The sequence below is a fragment of the Saccharothrix syringae genome (assembly GCF_009498035.1).
GTDB lineage: Bacteria > Actinomycetota > Actinomycetes > Mycobacteriales > Pseudonocardiaceae > Actinosynnema > Actinosynnema syringae.
This window is the reverse complement of sequence record NZ_CP034550.1, coordinates 8,751,653-8,772,230: the sequence shown is the minus strand read 5'-3', so window position 1 is coordinate 8,772,230 and position 20,578 is coordinate 8,751,653. Positions and strand designations below refer to the sequence as shown.

Here is a 20,578-nt window from a genome sequence, read left to right as displayed (position 1 = left end):
ATCCCCACCCCCGTCGCCCTCGCGGCGGCCCACCGAAGGTTTCACCATACCGAGGCACGGTCGCACACGGTGCGGTCTTCGCCGGACGCGCTACCCGAACGGCTCACCGCCCTTGCGACTGTGGTGGAGGGGTCGTCGGGCCGGCGGGGCGCGTTACGGCGACGAGCGTCACCAGGGGGAGGGCGAGTAGTCCTTCAGGAAACACCCGTGCAGGTCCTCGCCCCGCTCGCCGCGCACGATCGGGTCGTACACCCGGGCCGCCCCGTCGACCAGGTCCAGCGGGGCGTGGAAGCCCTCGGCGGCCAGGCGCAGCTTGGTGGGCTGCGGCCGCTCGTCGGTGATCCAGCCGGTGTCGACGGCGGTCATCAGGATGCCGTCGGTCTCCAGCATCTCCCGGGCGCTGGTGCGGGTGAGCATGTTCAGCGCGGCCTTGGCCATGTTCGTGTGCGGGTGGCCGGGCCCCTTGTAGGCGCGGCTGAACTGGCCCTCCATCGCCGAGACGTTCACCACGTACTTGCGCCGCGCGGGCGAGGCGGCCATGGCCGCGCGCAGGCGGGAGACCAGGATGAACGGCGCGGTGCTGTTGCACAGCTGCACCTCCAGCAGCTCCACCGGGTCCACCTCCTCCACCCGCTGCACCCAGCTGTTGACCGGCGCGTCGTCGGGCACGAGGCCGCCCGCGTCGATCTCCTTCGACCCGGCGACCAGCGCCAACGACGTCACCGCGGGGACGCCGCCGGTGCCCGGGAGGCCGCCGGTGAGCGCCGCGGGGTGGGCCTCGACGGTGTGGCCGAACGTGACCAGCTCCGGCAGCGGCCCCTCGGGCAGCGGCGTCGACTCGGCCGCGACCAGCGGCGCGTAGGCACCGGTCGAGCGGCGCACGGTCTGCGCGGCGTTGTTGATCAGGATGTCCAGCGGCCCGGCGGCGGCCACCGAGTCGGCCAGCCGCACCACCTGGCCCGGGTCGCGCAGGTCGATGCCGACCACGCGCAGCCGGTGCAGCCAGTCGGCGCTGTCGGGCATGGAGGCGAACCGGCGCACCGCGTCGCGCGGGAACCGGGTGGTGATGGTGGTGTGGGCGCCGTCGCGCAGCAGCCGCAGCGCGATGTACATGCCGATCTTGGCCCGGCCGCCGGTGAGCAGGGCGCGCTTGCCGGTGAGGTCCGCGCGCTGGTCGCGCTTGGCGCGGTTGAACGTCGCGCAGGACGGGCAGAGCTGGTGGTAGAACGCGTCCACCTCGGTGTACGCCTGCTTGCAGGTGTAGCAGCTGCGGGCGCGCAGCAGCGTGCCGGCCTTCGTGCCGGGGTCGGGCTCGGCCAGCAGGACGCCGCGCGTCTCGTCGTCGATGCGGGACGGCGAGCCGGTCGCGGTGGCCTCGATGACCGAGCGGTCGGCGGCCACCACGGCCGCGCGGCGGGCGGCCTTGCGGCGCTTGCGGAGGCTCTTCCAGATCCCGGCGGTGGCCCGGCGGACGGCGACCGCGTCGGGGTGCTCGGTGTCCAGTTCATCCACCTGGGCGAGCACCTTCAGGGCGATCTCCAGATCAGCGGGGTCAATCGACACGCGAAGTACTCTACCCGCGCGAAAATCCCACCCGGACGGGTGAGATTCGCGTGAAGCACCGCTAGGGTGCCCGGCATGCCTACAGCGGGTGCTGGTCCGCGGGTGCGGCGGTTGGCCCACCCCGACGCCGACATCCGGGCGCGGGCCCTGGGGTTGCCCCGGGGCCGTCCGGTGCTGCTGCTGCTCGGGCCGCCGGGTGGACTGGGCGTCGACGTGGCCGCGACCGTGTTGCCCGTGCTGCGGGCGGTGCTGGTCGCGGCGGCCAAGGTGGATGCCGTCGTGGTGACCACGGGTGCCGACGCGGGGTTGGGTCACCTGGTCGGGCTGGCCGCCGAGTCGCTGGAGGGGCGGTGGCCGCGGTTGGTGGGCGTGGCCCCGTCCGGGCGGGTGGCGGCCGAGGAGGCCGAGCCGGCAGGTGACGAGGTGCGGTTGAACGCCAACCACGACACGGCGGTGCTGGTGCCGGGGTCGGGGTGGGGCGAGGAGGTGCCGGCGCTGTTCCGGGTGGTCGACGCGGTGGTGGCGGGGAAGCGCCCGGCGTTGGCGGTGCTGGTCGGTGGGGGTGGGGTGGCGCGGGGGGCGCTGGTCGACCACCTGAGCCGCGACCGGCCGTTGCTGGTGCTCGCCGGTACGGGCGGGTTGGCGGACGAGATCGCACACGGTGACTTTCCCGATGGCGGGGCTAGCAACGCTGAGGCCAGCAACGCTGAGGCCAGCAACGCTGAGGCCAGCAACGCTGAGGCCAGCGGCGCTGAGGCCAGCGGCGCTGAGGCCAGCGGCGCTGAGGCTGGCGGCGACGGGACTGGCAGCGCTGGGGCCAGCGGCGACGGGGCAAGTAGTAGCGGCAGGGCGATCTCCGGAATGTCAAATGTTGACATTGGGTCTAGCCGGGCAGTCCCCGCCGACGCGGCGGCTGTCATGCCGCCCGCCGAGGAGGTGACCGGCGGAATGTCGAATGTTGACATTGGCCCTGACCGGGTGTCCGCCGCCGGTGGTGACGATCTGGCCATCCTGCTGCGCAGCGGGCAGGTGGCGGTGGTCCACGTGGACGAGGGGCCGGACAAGGTGGTCGCCGTCCTGCGTCGGGTGTTGGCTGCCCGCCCCGGCGCTGAGGTGCACGTCACCGCTCCGCCACCCACCGCGTGGCCCCGACTGCGCTTCCGCCCGCCCGAGCCGCATCCCGTGGTCGACCCGGGTTATGTGCTCGACTACCCCCTGCTCGCCGACGCGATCCACGAGGCCAACCAACTGGTCGCCCCCGCCCTGCACGAGTGCGAGGTCGCCGCCCTCCGGGCCCGCGAACGCGCCCGGCTCCGGGTCGTCCTCGCCATCGGTGCGGGTTTCGCCACCACCGTGTTCGCCGCCCTCCAGGTGTGGCTGCGGGACGTGGCGTGGCCCGGTGTGCTGGTGGCCGCGGCGGGGGCGGTGGCGGCGGTCCTGACCGTCGTCGCCCGCAACGGCGAGGACCCCGACGCCGGTCTGCGTGCCGAGCGGTTGCGTGCCCTGTACTTCGACCACCTCGCTGCGCCACCCGCCGAGGGTGACGCCGGGCGTGAGGAACGCGCCCGCGAACTCGCGGCGGCCGTGGCGCGCTACCGACACGAACCGGTGAGCCGGGTATGACGACCGAAGAGACTGAAGAGAACGGAGGCCGGCGCTCCTCCGGTGGCCGCCGTACCTCCGGCGAGCGCCGTTCTTCCAAGCGAAACTCCTCTGGCCAGTCCGCCCCCGACCAGTCCGCCCCCGACCAGTCCGCCTCCGACCAGCCTGTCTCTGACCAGCCTGTCTCTGAGGGCCGGCCTGACTCGGGGGACCGGCCTGTCGCCGGGAGTCGGTCCGTCTCCGGGGAGAAGCCTGTCTCCGGCGGCAGTCGGCCTTCCGCTGGGATTCGGCCCTCCGCCGTCCCACATCGCTCCGCCGCCGACGACCGCTCCGCCGACGACCGCTCCGATGCCGACCACCGCTCCGACGACCACCGCGAGCAGTTCCTGCGCGCCTACCTGCGCCACCGCGTGGGCGACCGGCTCGCCGCCTTCGAACGCGCCCGCACCCGCTACACCACCGCCCGCCGCTGGACCACGGCCGGCACCGTCCTCCTCTTCACCGCGGCCGCCGCGCTGGGCGCGGTCGCCGTGGCGGACGGGCAGCGGCGCGCGTTGTGGGCCTTCCTGGCCACCGCGACATCAGCACTGGCCGTGGCGGTGGCCGCCTACGAGGCCGCATTCGCCTTCCGCGCCCTTTCCCGTCGGTCGGCGAATGGCGTCGCACTGCTCCATTTGCTGCAAGCGCACGGCGCACCGCGCGGCGAGGACGGGGTTGACGCGTTCCGCACCGAGGTGGAAAGCGTGTTGAGGCATTCGGGCTAACGAAACCCGAAAGCCGGCACGCGATTCCCGTCGCGCGCCCCGACCCGAAACGAGACACCCGGGAGTGGCGCGGGTGGACGGTCCAGCCTGGACTCACGGCGTGAGATTCACGCAACGCCCAACCGCGACGCCCGAGCGCAACACCCGACCACGACGCCCAACCACAACACCCAACCCCAACGCCCAACCGCAACACCTGACAAACCCAACCGGACCGCGTCCCGCTACCCGCCCCCACCACCGCAGGTTGCCCGTTTATTCACGCGAAACCCCCAAGCCCGCGCACCCACCATCAGCTCGCTGCCACGGTCAACCCGGTCGCGGCCAGCTTCGCCGACCTCCCGTGCCCCCAGATCCGCTCCTGATAAGCACGTTGCAGCGCCGCGTGCACGTCGTCCGCGTGCTGCGCCGCCTCGCAGTCCCGCTGCCACACCAGCATGACGCGCCGGTGAACGGGGTTGCCCACGATGGGTTTCAGCACCACACCGGGCAGGTCCTGCCCGCTGGGGAAGAAGCACGCCACGGTGTGCGCGGACCGCACCAGCTCGGCGGCCGTCGCCGGGTCCACGCCGAAGTGCGCGCAGCGCGGCGTGAAACCGGCCGCCTCGCAGGCGAGTTGCAGGTTCAACCGCCCACCGCCGTAGCACTCGTCGAGGACGGCCCACTCCTCATCGGCCAGTTCGGACAGCCGCACCTCGCCGCGCCCGGACAACCGGTGCCCCGTCGCGATCCCGACGAGCATCGGCTCGGTCACCAGCGTCCGGTAGTCGACCTCTTCGGGAACCCGCAGGGGGCTCTGCGGGAACTCGGTGACCAGCGCCAGGTCCAACTTGTTCGCGCGCACCAGCTCCAGCACCGCGTCGGCGCTGCGCTCGATGTGCGTGGTCTGCGGGTGCGTGGGCAACAGCGACCGCACCACCTCCACCAGCAGCGGCGTCAGGGAACCGGCCACCCCGCCCAGCCGGATGCCCGTCCCCGCGTGCTCCGCGGCCAGCTTGCGCGCCGTGACGAGCAGGTCGTCGAAGCGTTCCACCAGGTCACGCGACCGCAGCACGACGTGCCGACCCAGCTCGGTCAGCTCGACGCCGTCGGTCCGGCGCAGGAACAGCGGACCGCCGAACCCGCCTTCGATGCGGCGCAGCTGAGCGGTCAACCCCGCCTGCGCGATCTTCAGCGACGAGGCGGCCCGACTGATGCTTCCGGCTTCCGCGACGGTCAGCACGACGTGGAGGTGCCTGAGCTCCATGTGCACCGAGGCAGCCTAGGGCAATCGCGGTCCGCAAACACCGACCGCGCGAGTGGTCGGGACGATGACGCTGTGTTCAGGATGACGCAACGCCGTTGCTCCAACAGGTGCATAACTGACGAGTTATCGCCAGTTCACACCTCCCGCCGCGCTCGCCGGCCCACCACCCTGCTGCATGGCCATCACCGCAATAATCGGGAGGTGTGAGCGACATGAGGAAAGCGTTGCGGTTGCGACGGCTTTCCCGTCCGCGCGACGACAGGTACCTCTTCGTCCCGCTCGACCACAGCGTCTCCGACGGTCCGGTGGTGCCGCGCGACCGGTGGGACGACCTGGTGGACTCCGTCGTCGTCGGCGGTGCCGACGGGATCATCGTCCACAAGGGACGCGCACGCACCATCGACCCGGCCGCGCTGGGCGGTTGCGCGCTGGTCGTCCACTTGAGCGCGGGCACCGCGCACATGGCCGACACCAACGCCAAGGTGCTCGTCGGCGACGTCGAGGAGGCGTTGAAGCTGGGCGCGGACGCGGTCAGCGTGCACGTCAACATCGGCTCGGACACCGAGGGGCGGCAGCTCGCCGACCTCGGCGCGGTCGCCAAGGCGTGCGACGACTGGAACGTGCCGCTCATCGCCATGGTCTACCCGCGCGGCCCGCGCATCGCCGACCCGCACGACCCCGTGCTGCTCGCGCACGTGGTCAACATCGCGGTGGACCTGGGCGCCGACATCGTCAAGACCAACCTCGCGCTGCCCACCGAGCGGATGGCCGAGGTGGTGGCCAGCTGCCCGATCCCGGTGCTGGTCGCGGGCGGCCCCGCGACCGGCGGCAACGTGGTCGACGACGCCCGCACCGCGATGGCGCTGGGCTGCGCGGGCCTGGCCGTCGGCCGCCGCGTGTTCACCTCGCCCTCGCCGATGCCCCTGGTCGCGGAACTGGCCTCGATCATCCACGAGGACCACCGGACGGACCTGGTCCGCGCCGTGACGGGCGTCGTGGCCTCGTCCTGAACCCCCGCGAACCCACCGGCACGCCCTGCGCGGACCCGCACGAACCCCCACCGGCACGCCGCCGTGCCACCCCGCCGGCACACCCCTCGCCCCCGCGCCGAACAGCGCGAACCCGCCAACCGGCCCGGCGCCGTCCCCCGGACGCCCCCGCACGCCGACCGGTCCGGCGCCACCCCCTCCCCGAACCCCCGCACCACCCCTCCCCGAACTCCCCGCGCCCGGCCTCCCCGCACCCCGCGCCCAACCCCCTCCACGCCCGACCCTCCCCACGCCCGCGCCGCCCGGACCCACCCCCGCCGACCCGGGCGGACCCGACCGGCGCCGACACACCTGGAGCACCGTTGAAGTTCGCCTGGATCGACCTGCGCACCGTCCCCGAACCACAACGCGAGGCCGTCGTCGACGCGGCCGTGCACGCCCGCCTCGCGGGCGTCGTGGCCGACGACCCGGCGCTGCTGGACACCCTCCCCCCGACCATCACCAAGGTCCTCGTCACCGACGCCCCGACCGACGTCCCGCACCTGGTCGCCGTGGTCGTCGACGACCAGGACCGGCTCGACCGGCTGCCCACCGACGCCGCGTTCGTGCAGGTCCGCGACGACCGCACGCTCAAGCTCGCCTGCGCCGCCGCCGTCCGCCTCGGTCACACGATCGTGGAATTCACGGACCCGACGAAGATCCCCCTGGAGATCGTCATCGCCGCCGCCGACGGCGCGCCCGGCAAGCTCGTCACGGTCGTCGCCGACCTGGAGGAGGCGGCCATCGTGCTCGACGTGCTGGAGCACGGCTCGGACGGCGTGCTCATGGCGCCCCGCGACGCCACCGACGTGTTCAAGCTGGCCAGGCTGCTGGAGGCCACCACCCCGCCGCTCCGGCTGACCACCCTCACCGTCGACGGCATCGCCCACAACGGCCTCGGCGACCGCGTCTGCGTGGACACCTGCTCCCACTTCCAGGAGGACGAGGGCATCCTCGTCGGCTCGTACTCCTCCGGCTTCATCCTCTGCTGCAGCGAGACCCACCCGCTGCCCTACATGCCGACCCGGCCGTTCCGGGTCAACGCCGGCGCCCTGCACTCCTACGTGCTCGGCCCGGACAACCGCACCAACTACCTGTCCGAGCTGCGCTCGGGCAGCACGGTGCTCGCCGTGAACGCCGAGGGCCGCACCCGCAAGCTCACCGTCGGCCGGGCCAAGCTCGAATCGCGCCCGATCCTGACCATCACCGCGCACTCGCCCGAGGGCGTCGAGGTGAGCCTGACCGTGCAGGACGACTGGCACGTGCGCGTGCTCGGCCCCGGCGGGAAGGTCCGCAACGTCACCGAGCTGCAGCGCGGCGACGAACTGCTCGGCTACATCGCGACCGAGCAGCGGCACGTGGGCATCCCCATCGGCGAGTTCTGCAAGGAGTCCTGAGCCCACATGCGAGAGTTCGTCACCGACCTGTTGCGCCGCCACGGCGACGACGTGCCGGTGTTCACCCACGAGCACACCACGACCCGGGGCGCCCTGCGCGCCGCCGTCGCCGCCGAGGCCGGCTCGTTCGCCGCCGCGGGGGTGGGGGAGGGCACCGCGGTGATGCTCCAGGTGCCCCCGAGCTTCACCCAGTTCGAGGTGGTCCTGGCGCTGTGGTCGCTCGGCGCCAGGGTCATCCCGGTCGACCACCGGCTGACCCCGGTCGAGGTGGGGGTGCTGCTGGAGCTGACGCGCCCGCAGCACCTCGTCCGCGCCACCACCCGCGCCGGCGACACCTTCCGCGAGCGCTACGAGCTGGTGACCGAGCGGCTGCCGGGCGGCGTGCCCGCCGCCACGGGGCACCGGCTGGTCCAGCTCACCTCCGGCTCCACCGGGCGGCCCAAGGTCGTCGGGCGCAGCACGGGTTCGATCACCCGCGAGGTCGCGCGGTTCGGCGCGGCCGACGGCATGACGCGGTTCGGCGAGCGGCTGCTGCTGCTCAACAACCCCGCCTACAGCTTCGGCCTGGTCGGTGGGCTGCTGCACTCGCTGGCCGCCGGCGTGGAGATCGTGTTCCCCGCCCGGCACGCCGCCGAGGACCTGCTCAAGGCCGTCGAGCGCCACCAGGTCGACTTCATCACCGGCCAGCCGTTCCACTTCGAGCGGCTCGCCGCGGCCGCCGACCCGTCGGCGATGCGGTCGGTGCGCGCGGCGTTCTCCGGCGGCGAGCTGATGCGGCCCGAGGTGGCCGAGCGGTTCGCCGACGCCTACGGGTTCGGCGTCGGCGAGTGCTTCGGCACCACCGAGACCGGCGCGCTGACCATGGACGTCACCGGCGCGTCCCGGCCGTCGGTCGGCCCGCCGATGCCCGACACGGAGATCCGGGTGCGCGACGGGCTGGTCGAGGTGGCCCTGGACGAGTCGCCCTACCTGGCCGAGGACGGGCCCTCGCGCTACGCCGACGGGTGGTTCCGCACGGGCGACCGCGGCGAGTTCGACGGGCGCGGCAACCTGCGGCTGCTCGGGCGGGCGGACTCGCTGGTCGTGGTGCGCGGCTTCAACGTGGACCTCACCGAGGTGGAGGCGGCGCTGCTGGCCCACCCGCTGGTCACCGAGGCGGTCGTGGTGCACGACGGGGTGGTGCGGGCGTACGCGGGCGCGTCGGACGGGCTGACCCCCGCCGAGCTGGCCGGGTGGTGCGCGGACCGGCTGGCCGAGTTCAAGCTGCCCGAGCGGGTGCGCGTGCTGCCCGCGCTGCCCCGGACCTCCAGCGGCAAGCTGGTGCGCGATCCAGGGGTGCTCGCCGGCGCGCGTTGATCGTCGGTGTGGCAGGGTGGGCGTCGTGGAACAAGTCGTGCTCCTGGACGAGTCCGGTGCCGGGATCGGCGTTGCCGACAAGGCTTCCGTGCACCACGCGTCCACCCCGCTGCACCTGGCGTTCTCGTCCTACCTGTTCGACCGGGCGGGGCGGCTGCTGCTGACCAGGCGCGCGCTGCACAAGAAGACGTGGCCCGGGGTGTGGACCAACTCGTGCTGCGGCCACCCGGCACCGGGCGAGCCCCTGCGGCTCGCCGTCACCCGGCGCCTGCACGACGAGCTCGGCCTGGCCGAAACCCCCCTCGACCTGGTGCTGCCCGCGTTCCGCTACCGGGCGGTGATGGAGAACGGCGTCGTCGAGAACGAGATGTGCCCCGTCTTCCGCGGCATCGTCCCCGACGACCCGGCTCCCACCCCCAACCCGGACGAGGTCGACTCGTTCGAGTGGGTCCCCTGGGCCGACTTCGCCCCCGCCGTCCTGGCCGGCGCCCGCCCCATCTCCCCCTGGTGCGCCCTCCAGGTGGCCGAACTCCACGAGCTGGGCCCCGACCCCCTCGCCTGGCCCACCGCCCCCGCCACCACCCTCCCCGCCGCCGCCACCCTCTAACCGCGCGCGAACGCAGAACTCGGGGGCCCTGAACGTTCGACACACCGGTCCCGAACGTTCGACTCGCGCGGCTTGAGCGCATGACACGCGCGGTCTGAGCGCATGACACGCCGGTCCTGAGCGCATGACACGCGCGTCCTGACTGCATGACACGCGCGGGGTGGGAGCGCTTCCACCGGCGTGTCATGCGCTCGGGGCTTGCGTGTCATGCGGTGAGGGTGCGCGAGTCGAACGTTCGGAGCTGGTGTGTCGAACGTTCGGGACCCCCGAGTTCTGCGTTCGGAGGGGTGGGGAGGTGAGAGAGCGCTCTCTCGGAAGTTGTTACGGTTGGACCGGAAATGGCTTCTTTCCTTGACTGATACAGGGTGCGGTTTTACGTTCCGCTGTGAGAGCGCTCTCCGAAACCCACTCGTAACGTCTACGAAAGGGGAGTCGTGATCCCCACCATTCGCCGATGGCGTCGTATGGTCACGGCACTCGCCTCGGGGGTGGCAGCCGTTTGCGGGCTGGCCCTCGTCACCGTCCCCGGCTCCGCCGCGCCCGCCCCCCAGGAGGTCGGGGCGAACGTCGTGCGGGTCGCCGAGTTCCTCGCCGACTGCCCCTACAGCCACCGCCTGCCGGACGACCCGATCGTCGCGCCCAACCTGCCCGGTGCCTCCCACATGCACAGCTTCTTCGGCAACCGGACCACCAACGCCCGCACCACCGTCCAGTCCCTGCTCGCGGGCACGAGCAACTGCAACCCGGGCGTCGACCTGTCCTCGTACTGGGTCCCGACCCTCTACGTGAACAACCAGCCCGTGGAGCCGACCGGCACCACGTTCTACTACCTCGGCGAGGGCGTCCGCGAGGACATCACCGCCCGCATCCAGCCGTTCCCGCTCGGCCTGCGCATCGTCGCCGGCAACGCCAAGGCCACCGGCGTGAACGACCCCAGCTCCAACGCCCGGTGGTCGTGCCTGCACGCGGGCCAGGTGGCGCCGTCGAAGGACTTCGTCACCTGCCCGTCCGGCACCATGCTGGAGTCGTACCTGGACTTCCCGCAGTGCTGGAACGGCCGTGACCTGGACTCGGCGGACCACAAGTCCCACATGTCCTACCCGGTCGGGGGCGCCTGCCCGTCGACCCACCCGGTGCCGGTGCCGAAGCTCCGCCAGGTGCTGCGCTACCCGGTCAGCGGCAACCCGGCCGGCTTCCGGCTGGCCTCGGGCCCGGGCTACACCATGCACGGCGACTTCTTCAACGCGTGGCCGGAGGCCGAGCTGGCCCGCCGGGTGCGCGACTGCATCAACCCGATCATCAAGTGCGGCGCGGACGGCCGGCCGTCGTGAAGCGCCTGGTCGCCGCGCTAGCGCTGGTCCTGCCGCTGCTCGTCCCGGTCACGGCCGGGGCGGCCGAGTGCGGCACGGCCAACGCGGCGCTCAACGCACCGGTGACCGCGTCGTCGGTGGAGACCGGGAGCCCGTTCACCGCCGCCTCGGCGGTGGACGGCAACCCGGGCACGCGCTGGTCCAGCGCGTTCGGCGACCCGCAGTGGCTGCGGGTCGACCTCGGCACCACCCGCGAGGTGTGCGGCGCGACGCTGACCTGGGAGGCCGCCTACGCGACGGCGTACCAGGTCCAGGTCTCCGCCGACGGCAACGCCTGGACCACGGTGTTCTCCACGACCACCGGCACGGGCGGCACGCAGGACATCACCTTCACGGGCACCGGCCGCTACGTCCGGCTCTACGCCACGGCGCGCGCCACGCAGTACGGCGTGTCGCTGTGGGAGTTCGCCGTGCGGACCGGCACGAGCGGCCAGCCCGGCGGCGGCGAGCAGCTGCTGTCGTACAACAAGCCGGCGTTCGCCTCGTCGTTCCAGGACGACGGCGCGTGCCCCGGCTGCACGCCGGCCAAGGTGACCGACTACAACCCGGCCACCAGGTGGGCCACCAGCGCCACCACGGGCTGGGTCGACCCGGGCTGGATCTACGTCGACCTGGGGGCGACCGCGCAGGTCAGCAAGGTCGTGCTCCAGTGGGACCCGGCGTTCGCCACCGGGTTCGAGATCCAGACCTCGGCGAACGCGTCCGGGTGGACCACCATCCACAGCACCACGACGGGCACGGGTTTCAAGCAGACCCTGAACGTCACCGGCACGGGTCGCTACGTCCGGGTGAACCTGACCAAGCGCAGCGGTCCGTACGGGTACTCGCTGTGGGAGTTCCAGGTCTACGGCACCGGCGGCAGCCCCACGCCGCCACCGCCGCAGGCCCCGGACCCCGGCAACCCGCTGCGGCTGGTGTGGAGCGACGAGTTCAACGCGCCCGCGGGCACGCGGCCGGACCCCGCCAAGTGGCGTCCGGAGGTCGGCACCGGGCAGAACGCGGAGCTGCAGTACTACACCGACAACCGCAACGCCTTCACCGACGGCAACGGCAACATGGTGCTGGAGGCGAGGCGCGAGGTGACGCCGGGCTCGGCGTGCCCGGTGGACCCGGTCAGCGGCAGCGGCACCTGCCAGTACACCTCGGCGCGCATCATCACCGAGGGGAAGGCGTCGTGGACCTACGGGCGCTTCGAGGCGTCGATCAAGGTGTCGGGCACCAAGGGCCTGTGGCCCGCGTTCTGGATGCTCGGCACCGACATCTTCAAGGGCACGCCGTGGCCCGCGAGCGGTGAGATCGACATCATGGAGCACCTGGGGCGCGAGCCGAACACCGCGTACCAGACGATCCACGGCCCGGCGTACTTCGGCGGGGGCGGGATCGGCCAGGTCCGCGACATCGGCCAGGACTACGCGAACGCCTTCCACCTGTTCCGGGCCGACTGGAACAGCCGGGGCATCACGTTCAGCATCGACGGCGTGACGGTCCTCACCATCGACAAGGCGACGGTGGAGGCGACCCGCGGGCCGTGGGTGTTCGACAAGCCCTTCTTCATCCTGCTCAACAACGCGGTGGGCGGTGACTGGCCCGGTCCGCCGGACGCCGGCACCACCTTCCCGCAGCGGATGCTGGTCGACTACGTCCGCGTCTACCAGTAGCGGTGAGGTGCGATCCCGCCCCGGTGGGATCGCACCTCCCGGTATAAAGGCTGACGTGGACCGCAGACCAGTCACGCTGGAGGAGGTCGCGCGGGTCGCGGGGGTGTCGCGGGCCACGGTGTCCCGGGTGGTCAACGGGGTCGCCACGGTGGACCGGGAGCTGCGCCAGGTGGTGGAGAAGGCGATCTCCACGACCGGGTACACCCCCAACCGCGCGGCGCGTTCGCTCGTCACCCGGCGGGCGGGCGCGATCGGCCTCGTCCTGCCGGACGAGGGGCGCACGCTGCACGACCCGTACTTCGGCCGGGTGGTCGCCGGCGTGCTGCCGGTGATCCGACCGCTGGGCGTGCAGCTGGTGCTGACCACCACCGACCCCGGCGGCCACCGCGAGGTGGTCGACGACGTCCGGCAGCGCAGGCTGGACGGCGTCATCCTGATCCACACCCACGGCGCGGACCCGCTGCCGCGCCTGCTGATCGAGTCGAACCTGCCGGTCGTGCTGGCCGCGCGCCCGGTCCGGCCGATGCCGATCACCTACGTCGACGTCGACCAGGCCGCCGGCGCGGGGCTGGCCGTCGACCACCTGGTGGCCCGCGGGTGCCGCCGGGTGGCCACGATCACCGGGCCGCTGGACGCGCCCGCGGGCCAGGACCGGCTGCGGGGCTTCCGCGAGGCGGTGGCCCGGCACGGCCTGCCCGAACCGCTGGTCGTCGAGGGCGACTTCTCCCGCGAGGGCGGCGCCGCGGCGGCCCGGGAGCTGGTGGCCGCCGAGGGGAGGGCCGGGGAGGGGTTCGACGGCCTGTTCGTCGCCTCCGACCTGATGGCCACGGGCGCGCTGCCGGTGCTGCGCAACCACGGCCTGCGGGTGCCGGAGGACGTGAAGGTGGTCGGGTTCGACGACAGCAGCCCCGCGGTCGAGTGCGACCCGCCGCTGACCACGGTGCGGCAGCCCGTGGAGGACATGGCGGCCGAGATGGCCCGGTTGCTCGTGGAGCGCGTCGAGCGACCGGACCGCCCGGTCAGCTCCGTGGTGTTCGCCCCGACCCTGGTGGTCCGCAGGTCCGGCTAGCCGTTCACGCGCTCGTGTCCCCGGGAGGGTCCGTGCGTCGCCTGTTCGTCCTGTTGTCCCTGGTGGGAGCGTTGAGCGCGTGTGGCGCCGAGCCGGCACCGCCGCCGACGACCACCGCGCCGCCACCCACCACGACCTCGGCCGGCGGTCTCGACCCGACCGACGCCGCGTACGTGCAGCTGGCCATCCCGCAGGCCGAGTCCGCCCTGCCGCTGCTGGACGCGGTGCGGGCCCGCGCGACCGACCCGGCGCTGGCCGAGCTGGCCACCCGCGCGGGCGTCGGGCACCGCGGCGAGCTGACCGAGCTGCACGGCGTGCTGGAGCGGGCCGGCGCGACCTACCTGAACCAGCACGAGGGCCACGACATGCCCGGCATGGTCACCCGGGACGAGGTGGTCGCCGCCGACCGGCTGGCCGGCGCGGAGTTCGACGCCGAGGCCCGGGTGCTGCTGCGCAGGCACTTCGAGGAGTCCGCCGCGGTGGCCCGCTCGGAGCTGGCCGCGGGCGCCGACGCCGGGCTGCTGGAGCTGACCGGGCGGATCGAGCGGGCGCGTGCCGACTACCTGTCGAAGCTGTCGGTTTCCTGAACACCGGAACACCGGGCGGTCACCGTCCGTTTCGTCCGTTGTGCTGACCGCTGACCCCGCGCCGACCCGATCCCCGGCCCGCTACCTGGCCCTGGCGGGTGCCGCCGCGGTCGTGCTGACCGTCGTCCTCGTCGGCGGGCTGGACCTGGTCCGGCTGACCGGGTCCGCCCACCACCTGCGCCGCACCATCAGCGAGTACGCCCTCGGGCCGTACCGCTGGGTGTTCGACACGGGCGTGGTGCTGCTCGTGCTCGGGTCGCTGGCGATCCTCGCGGTGCTGGTCGGGCGGGGGATGACCCGGTGGCACTCGGTGGGCGCGCTGGCGTTCGTCGCGTGGTCGGTGGGCCTGACCCTGGTGGTGATCTTCCCGAAGAACAACTGGGCGATCGGGCCGAGCGTCAGCGGCAGCATCCACCGCTTCGGCAGCCTGGTGGCGTTCATCAGCCTGCCGATCGCGATGGTGCTGCTGGCCCGCCCGTGGGTGCGCGACGCGGTGTGGGGCGCGCACGCGCGGTGGACGTTCCGGCTCGGCGTGCTGTCCGCGCTGTCGTTCAGCCCGCTGCTGTACGCGATCCTGGTCAACGCCGTGGTGGGCACGTCGTGGTGGCGGGTGTTCCCGCTCGGCTACGTCGAGCGGGTGCTGGTGCTGACCGAGGTGGTCGCCGTGCTGGTGGCCGGGGTGTGGGCGATCGCGTGCTCGCACCCGGCGCGCGGCGCCCGGCCCGCGCCCGACCCCCGGCCCCTGCCCGGCGCCGGCACCGCGTCCGGCATCGCGTCCGCTCCCGCGTCCGGCACCGGGCCGGCGTCTGGCACCGCGCCCGCCCCCGGCGACGTGCCGGCCCCCGGCACCGCGCCCGTGCCCGGCGCTCAGCCCGCGTAGAGCCCGTCCAGCACGTCCTTGTAACGGGTCTCGATCTCCTTGCGCCGCATCTTCAGGCTCGCCGTGAGGGTGCCGTCCTCGACGGTGAAGTCCTCCGGCAGCACGGCGAACTTCTTGACCGTCTCGTGCCGGGCGAGCTTGGCGTTCGCGGCCTCCACGGCCCGCCCGACCTCGGCGTCCGCGTCCAGGTCGGCGGGCGCGGTGTCGCGGTCGATGGTGACCAGCGCGACGCAGTAGTTGCGCTGGTCGCCGTGCACCAGGACGTTGCCGATGTAGGGGCTGTTGGCCTTGACCAGGCCCTCCACCGCCTGCGGCGCCACGTACTTGCCGCCGGAGGTCTTGATCAGCTCCTTCTTGCGGTCGGTGAGCCGCAGCCGGCCCTCCTCGTCCAGCTCGCCGATGTCGCCGGTGTGCAGCCACCCGTCGACCAGGGTCTTCCCGGTCTCCTCGGGCAGGTTGCGGTAGCCGCGCATGATCCCGCGCCCGCCGATCAGCACCTCGCCGTCGTCGGCGATGCGGACCCCGGTGCCCTTGAGCGGCCGGCCGACCGTGCCGATCCGGTTGGCGCCCGGCCGGTTCACGAACGACGCGGCGCTGGACTCGGTGAGGCCGTAGCCCTCCAGGATGGTGATGCCGGCGTGCTCGAAGAACTCGGCGACCGGCCGGGACAGCGGCGCGGAGCCGGACACGAAGTACTTGATCCGGCCGCCCACGCGGGCCCGCAGCTTGCTGAACACCAGCCGGTCGGCGACGGCGTTGCGCAGCTTCCACCCGGGGTGCTCGGCGACGCCCACCGCCCACTCGAACAGCTTCGCCTTCACGCCGCCCGCCTCGCGCATGGAGGCGACCACCCGCTGGTGGATCTTCTCGAAGATCCGGGGCGCGCCGGCCACCACGGTCGGGCGCAGCTCGGCGAGGTTGGCCGCGATCCGGTCGGCGTTGCCGTCCACCGCCGTGGGCGTGCCGGTGGCGATCATGCCGACCTGGAGCACCTTGCCGAACGCGTGGGACATCGGCAGCCACAGGAAGTGCAGCTCCTCCGGGCCGAGGATGCCCAGCTCGTCGATGGCCTCGGCGGTGTGCAGCCAGTTGTCGTGGGTCAGCTCGACGCCCTTGGGCCTGCCCGTGGTGCCGGAGGTGTAGATGAGCGTGGCCAGCCGGTCCGGGGTCAGCTCGTCGACCATGGCGTCGTAGTCGCCCTCCGGGTGGTCGGGCGCCCAGTCCGGGGTGACGACCTTCGCGTCGACCTTGTGCGCCAGGTCCGGGTCGGCCACCACGAGCGCGCTGCCGGAGTCGTGGAGGATGTGCGCGACGTCCTCCGGCGTGCTGCTGGGGTAGATCGTGGTGGTCACGCCGCCCGCCGCGAGCACGGCCAGGTCGGTGAGGATCCAGTCGGCGCTGGTCGCCGCCATGATCGCCACCGGCACCTCGTCGCGCACGCCGAGCTGCCGGAAGCCCAGGGCCCGCCTGCGCACCTCCTCCCCGACCTCGGCCCACGTCATCGACTTCCACGCGTCGCCGTCGCGGTGGCGCAGCGCCTCCCGGTCCGGGGTGGCGCGCACCCGCTCGCGCAGCAGGTCGGGGATGGATCGGGCCACGGTGACCTCCTCTGGAGCGGCGCTCTAGAGCGGTACTCTAGCCAAGTGAGATCGACTAGTCAGCAGGCCGTGCTGGACGCGGCGCTCGCGCTGGTCGCCGAGGGCGGGCTGGACGCGGTCACCATCGGCGCCCTGACCGCCCGCTCCGGGGTGTCGAACGGCAGCGTCTACCACCACTTCGGCAGCCGCGCGGGCCTGCTCGCGGTGCTGTACCGGGAGAGCTTCGCGCACTGCATGGCCGCGCTGGTGCCCGCGCTGGAGGTCGGTGACGCGCGGAAGGCGGTGCGGGCGGTGGTGGCGCGGTACCTGGAGTGGGTGGCCGACCACCCCGGGCGCGCCCACTTCCTCTACGCGGCACCGGAGTCCGCCGACCCGGCGGTGAAGCTCGCGGCGTTCCGGCCGGTGGCGCGCTGGTTCGCGGCCCGGATGGCGGCGGGCGAGCTGCGCGAGGTGCCGCTGTGGGCGTTGGACCCGGTGGTGATGGGACCGGCGCACGAGTGCGCCCGGCGCCACCTGCGGCACGGGTTCGACCTGGGGCCCGCAGTGGATCTGGTGGCTGATGCCGTGTGGGGTGCGGTGGCGCCCGTAGGGTGATCGCATGGCCACTTGGGGCGACCTCGCCGCTTACGTGCACGACACCTATGACGTGATCTCGGAGAACGAGGACGAGATCCGCATCCTGTTCAACTTCGAGCAGTTCGACGAGGACGACGAGCGGACGCAGGTCATCATCCTGGTGCGCGAGGTGCTCGACCGGTTGCACGAGTGGGTCCAGATCGCCTCGCCCGTCGGGTTGGCCTCCGACGTCGACCTGCACGCGTTCCTGACCGAGATCGGCAACTCCACCATCGCCTGCGGTGCGGCGATCATGGGCGACCACGTGGTGCTGCGCCACTCGCTGCCGCTGGCGGACCTGGACATCCACGAGTTCACCGAACCGCTGTCGCTGCTCGCGGGCACGGCCGACCGGTTGGAGGAGACCTTCTTCGGCGGCGACAACTACTGATCGGGGCCTCCCGCGACCGGGAAGACCGGGCGTCCGGCGAGCCGTTGACAGGGGACCTCCGGGGGTGCTGTGATCCTGCCAACAGATAGGAAACTTTCCTAACTGATTCGCCGCCGCCTTCGCGTTCACCCCCCGACCCGTGGGAGGCACCCCTTGGCACCCCGTCCCCGATGGCCCCTCGCCGTCGTCGCGGCCCTCGCCCTGTCCACGCCCTGGCAACCCGCCGCGCAGGCCGGACCCGTCGCCCAGGCCGGCCTCGCGGCCCCGGGGCCCGTCGCCCAGGCCGCCGTCGAGCACCAGGCCGAGGCGGCGGTGGTCGCCGGCGGCGCGACCGAGTCCAACCACGCCGGCTACACCGGCAGCGGGTTCGTCAACTACGACAACGCCCCCGGCGGCTACGTCGAGTTCACCGTCACCGCGGCCGCGGCCGGCCAGGCGACCCTGGGCTTCCGCTACGCCAACGGCACCACCGCGAACCGCCCGGTGGACGTCTCGGTCAACGGCGTGGTGCGGGCGGGCGGCGTGCCGTTCCCCGGCACCGGCGCGTGGAGCACGTGGCGGACCGCCACGGTGACCGCCCCGCTGGTCGCGGGCGTGAACCGGGTCCGCGCCACCGCCACCACCACCGCGGGCGGCCCCAACCTCGACCGCCTCGACGTCACGGTCGGCACCCCGGCGACCGCCCGCCCGGCGGAGGTCAACGGGCAGCTGCGCGTGTGCGGCACCAAGCTGTGCAACCGGTACGGCAAGCCGATCCAGCTGCGCGGCATGAGCACCCACGGCATCCAGTGGTACGCGCAGTGCGTCAAGCCCGCGTCGCTCGACGCCCTGGCCGGCGACTGGGGCGCCGACGTCCTGCGGATCTCGATGTACGTGCAGGAGGACGGCTACGAGACCGACCCGCGCCGCTTCACCGACCTGGTGCACGGCTACATCGAGGAGGCCACCCGGCGGGGCCTGTACGCCCTGGTGGACTGGCACCAGCTCGACCCGGGCGACCCCAACGCCAACATCGCGCTGGCGCGGACGTTCTTCACCGAGGTCGCGGCCCGGCACCGCGACAAGACCAACGTCATCTACGACATCGCCAACGAGCCCAACAACGTGTCGTGGGCGGGCATCAAGTCCTACGCCGAGCAGATGATCCCGGTGATCCGGGCGCAGGACCCGGAGGCCGTGGTGTTCGTCGGCACCCACGGCTGGGGCTCGCTGGGCATCTCGGACGGGCGGTCGGAGCAGGACATCGTCAACAACCCGATCAACGCCACGAACTTCATGTACACGTTCCACTTCTACGCGGCGTCGCACCAGGACGAGTACTTCGCCGCCCTGACCCGCGCGGCGGCCCGGCTGCCGATCTTCGTGACGGAGTTCGGCACCCAGACCTACACCGGTGACGGGGCCAACGACTTCGCGTACAGCCAGAAGTACCTGGACTTCCTGGCGGCCAACAAGATCGGCTGGACGAACTGGAACTTCTCCGACGACTTCCGGTCGGGCGCGGTGTTCAAGGAGGGTACCTGCGCGGGCAGCACCTTCACCGGGACGGGTGTGCTCAAGCCCGCGGGTCAGTGGATCCGCGAGCGGATGCGCACGCCGGACGACTTCCCGACCAGTTGACCGGCCGACCGGTCGGCGGCCGTTCAGGCGGTCCGCCGACCGGTACGCCGACCGGTACGCCGCCGACCAGGGCGTTCCGCGTCGAGTTCGAGTCGTGACGCTGCGGTGTCCGCCCACGATGAACGATGTGGATCATCGCGGGGGCGGTGTGTCGAACAGTCCCGGCGAAAAGTCGCGAAGCAGTTCCGCGGACGACTGGACGGATGCGCAGCGCCGACTGCTCTGAAGCGTTCTCCCGAGGGGACGAGTCGGATCTCGGCGACCCGGATCCGGCTCGCAACAACCCGCGCTCCGCGGAAGCCTGGGACGAGGGGCGGACGGTGCGGGCGGGCTCCTTCCTCAACGACGCCAGTTCGAGTCCGAGGTGTCCGGCATTCCGCTCAAGTCCTCCACCCGGGGGAAGCCCCACGATCCCCAGGCAGGTCGTGAACGGCGCGGAGCAGCCCTGGACCTCGCCGGCGCCGAGGTCGTCGGGGAAGTCGACATGCGCGGCACCGAGTTCGGTCAGGCCGTAGTGCTCGACTCCGCCACCGCACGTCGTTCCAAAGTCGGCCTGCTGGCCGATGGGCGGCACTCGTGGCCGTCGACCGGCCCGCTCGGCCTGGAAGGCTTCGCCTACCGCCGCCTCTCCTCGCCGCTGTCGTCGGAAGCGCGGTTGAAGTGGAGCGAGCAGGCCACTCCTCCCAGCCTTACGCGCAACTGGCCTCCTGCCTCGCCGCCGCCGCGCAGGAAGAATGAGGTGCGGCGCGTCCAGTACGAGTCCGTTCGCCGGTACCACCGCGCCGCCGGCGGGTTGATGCGCTTCTGGGCATCCCTGCAAGACCTGGTGGTCGGCTTCGGTTGCAAACCCGGTGCAAACCCGGGCGTGCCGTGCCGGTGGCGCTCGTCGTCTGGTGCGCCCCCTCGCCCTGGTCCACCCTCGGCGTCCGGGGGTGCGAGAGGTCGGGACAGCCCCAGGCCGGCCTGTGCGCCGCCCGGACGGGAGGGACCCCGACCCGGGACCCCACCGGGTGGTCCAAGGTGGTGGTGTACGTCGTGGTGGTGCTGACGACGACCGTCGTCGCGGCCGCCGGGCGGAAGCTCAAGCGGGGCTGAGCCGGTCGGTGCGATCAGCCGCCCGATCGCGTCGCTCCGCAGGGGTTGTCGCCCAGGGGACCCCTGCTTTCAGCCTCCCACCGGGTACGACAGCCCGAACCGCCACAACGGCGTTCCGGCCCGGCTGCCCGA

At 72.7% G+C, this 20,578-nt stretch carries 18 protein-coding genes; 15 read left to right on the top strand and 3 right to left on the bottom strand.

Features of this window, described 5'->3' with window-relative positions; all coding sequences use genetic code 11:
* Positions 1-168: 168 nt before the first annotated feature.
* Complete coding sequence (locus EKG83_RS36430; protein ID WP_033427898.1) at positions 169-1,563, bottom strand: SDR family oxidoreductase; 1,395 nt, start codon at positions 1,561-1,563, stop codon at positions 169-171.
* A 171-nt stretch (positions 1,564-1,734) separates the two neighbouring features.
* Here EKG83_RS36430 and EKG83_RS48680 point away from each other — a divergent pair, with 171 nt between their 5' ends.
* Together EKG83_RS48680 and EKG83_RS36415 are read left to right on the top strand one after the other, a co-directional pair.
* Positions 1,735-3,186, top strand: coding sequence for a hypothetical protein (locus EKG83_RS48680; RefSeq protein WP_265590302.1), 1,452 nt, complete (start codon positions 1,735-1,737; stop codon positions 3,184-3,186).
* The gene (locus EKG83_RS36415) at positions 3,183-3,929 is read left to right on the top strand and encodes a hypothetical protein (protein WP_033427897.1); all 747 of its coding nucleotides are present in this window, start codon (positions 3,183-3,185) and stop codon (positions 3,927-3,929) included. Before EKG83_RS48680 ends, EKG83_RS36415 begins: the two co-directional genes overlap by 4 nt.
* A 292-nt stretch (positions 3,930-4,221) precedes the next feature.
* On the opposite strand, the gene EKG83_RS36410 is transcribed toward EKG83_RS36415, so the two are convergent.
* Positions 4,222-5,175 (bottom strand): LysR family transcriptional regulator, encoded by a 954-nt coding sequence (locus EKG83_RS36410; RefSeq protein WP_033427896.1) that lies wholly within the window; start codon positions 5,173-5,175, stop codon positions 4,222-4,224.
* 212 nt (positions 5,176-5,387) lie between these two features.
* Between EKG83_RS36410 and EKG83_RS36405 the strand changes: the two genes are divergently transcribed.
* From EKG83_RS36405 to EKG83_RS36365, 9 genes are all read left to right on the top strand, one after another.
* On the top strand, positions 5,388-6,185 hold the full coding sequence (locus EKG83_RS36405) for a 2-amino-3,7-dideoxy-D-threo-hept-6-ulosonate synthase (RefSeq protein WP_033427895.1): 798 nt from the start codon (positions 5,388-5,390) through the stop codon (positions 6,183-6,185).
* A gap of 341 nt (positions 6,186-6,526) precedes the next feature.
* A complete protein-coding gene (locus EKG83_RS36400; RefSeq protein ID WP_033427894.1) occupies positions 6,527-7,600 on the top strand; it encodes a 3-dehydroquinate synthase II family protein in 1,074 nt (357 codons plus the stop codon).
* 6 nt (positions 7,601-7,606) lie between these two features.
* A complete protein-coding gene (locus tag EKG83_RS36395; protein WP_033427893.1) occupies positions 7,607-8,956 on the top strand; it encodes a class I adenylate-forming enzyme family protein in 1,350 nt (449 codons plus the stop codon).
* Between the two features lie 25 nt (positions 8,957-8,981).
* Positions 8,982-9,563 carry an isopentenyl-diphosphate Delta-isomerase gene (idi, locus tag EKG83_RS36390; RefSeq protein WP_033428056.1) on the top strand — a complete coding sequence of 194 codons (582 nt, stop codon included), beginning with the start codon at positions 8,982-8,984 and terminating at the stop codon, positions 9,561-9,563.
* Between the two features lie 488 nt (positions 9,564-10,051).
* Positions 10,052-10,894 (top strand): DUF1996 domain-containing protein, encoded by an 843-nt coding sequence (locus EKG83_RS36385; protein ID WP_211268988.1) that lies wholly within the window; start codon positions 10,052-10,054, stop codon positions 10,892-10,894.
* Positions 10,891-12,591 carry a discoidin domain-containing protein gene (locus tag EKG83_RS36380; protein ID WP_153278677.1) on the top strand — a complete coding sequence of 567 codons (1,701 nt, stop codon included), beginning with the start codon at positions 10,891-10,893 and terminating at the stop codon, positions 12,589-12,591. The genes EKG83_RS36385 and EKG83_RS36380 overlap by 4 nt, the downstream gene beginning before the upstream one ends.
* A 55-nt stretch (positions 12,592-12,646) precedes the next feature.
* Positions 12,647-13,660 (top strand): LacI family DNA-binding transcriptional regulator, encoded by a 1,014-nt coding sequence (locus EKG83_RS36375; RefSeq protein ID WP_211268987.1) that lies wholly within the window; start codon positions 12,647-12,649, stop codon positions 13,658-13,660.
* Positions 13,661-13,692: 32 nt separating this feature from the next.
* A complete protein-coding gene (locus EKG83_RS36370) occupies positions 13,693-14,247 on the top strand; it encodes a DUF305 domain-containing protein (RefSeq protein ID WP_033427890.1) in 555 nt (184 codons plus the stop codon).
* 40 nt (positions 14,248-14,287) lie between these two features.
* Positions 14,288-15,127, top strand: a complete 840-nt coding sequence (locus tag EKG83_RS36365) for a DUF998 domain-containing protein (RefSeq protein WP_063741239.1) — start codon at positions 14,288-14,290, stop codon at positions 15,125-15,127.
* Here the strand turns inward: EKG83_RS36365 and EKG83_RS36360 are convergent.
* Complete coding sequence (locus EKG83_RS36360; RefSeq protein WP_033427889.1) at positions 15,115-16,725, bottom strand: AMP-dependent synthetase/ligase; 1,611 nt, start codon at positions 16,723-16,725, stop codon at positions 15,115-15,117. The genes EKG83_RS36365 and EKG83_RS36360 overlap by 13 nt on opposite strands.
* A gap of 45 nt (positions 16,726-16,770) precedes the next feature.
* On the opposite strand from EKG83_RS36360, the gene EKG83_RS36355 reads away from it, so the two are divergent.
* The 4 genes from EKG83_RS36355 to EKG83_RS36340 all read left to right on the top strand — a co-directional run bounded on the left by EKG83_RS36355 (position 16,771) and on the right by EKG83_RS36340 (position 20,446).
* Positions 16,771-17,319, top strand: a complete 549-nt coding sequence (locus EKG83_RS36355; protein WP_170191751.1) for a TetR/AcrR family transcriptional regulator — start codon at positions 16,771-16,773, stop codon at positions 17,317-17,319.
* Between the two features lie 4 nt (positions 17,320-17,323).
* Complete coding sequence (locus EKG83_RS36350; RefSeq protein WP_033427887.1) at positions 17,324-17,731, top strand: type III secretion system chaperone family protein; 408 nt, start codon at positions 17,324-17,326, stop codon at positions 17,729-17,731.
* A gap of 153 nt (positions 17,732-17,884) precedes the next feature.
* Positions 17,885-19,351: a cellulase family glycosylhydrolase gene (locus EKG83_RS36345; protein WP_033427886.1), complete on the top strand. Its 1,467-nt coding sequence runs from the start codon at positions 17,885-17,887 to the stop codon at positions 19,349-19,351.
* A gap of 876 nt (positions 19,352-20,227) precedes the next feature.
* A complete protein-coding gene (locus tag EKG83_RS36340) occupies positions 20,228-20,446 on the top strand; it encodes a hypothetical protein (protein ID WP_153278676.1) in 219 nt (72 codons plus the stop codon).
* Positions 20,447-20,578: the final 132 nt, after the last annotated feature.

Bases quoted from the DNA above. Each gene is read 5' to 3' on its own strand.
- EKG83_RS36415 (WP_033427897.1), top strand. From the start codon at position 3,183: ATGACGACCGAAGAGACTGAAGAGAACGGAGGCCGGCGCTCCTCCGGT.
- EKG83_RS36410 (WP_033427896.1), bottom strand. From the start codon at position 5,175: ATGGAGCTCAGGCACCTCCACGTCGTGCTGACCGTCGCGGAAGCCGGA.
- EKG83_RS36405 (WP_033427895.1), top strand. From the start codon at position 5,388: ATGAGGAAAGCGTTGCGGTTGCGACGGCTTTCCCGTCCGCGCGACGAC.
- EKG83_RS36395 (WP_033427893.1), top strand. From the start codon at position 7,607: ATGCGAGAGTTCGTCACCGACCTGTTGCGCCGCCACGGCGACGACGTG.
- EKG83_RS36350 (WP_033427887.1), top strand. From the start codon at position 17,324: ATGGCCACTTGGGGCGACCTCGCCGCTTACGTGCACGACACCTATGAC.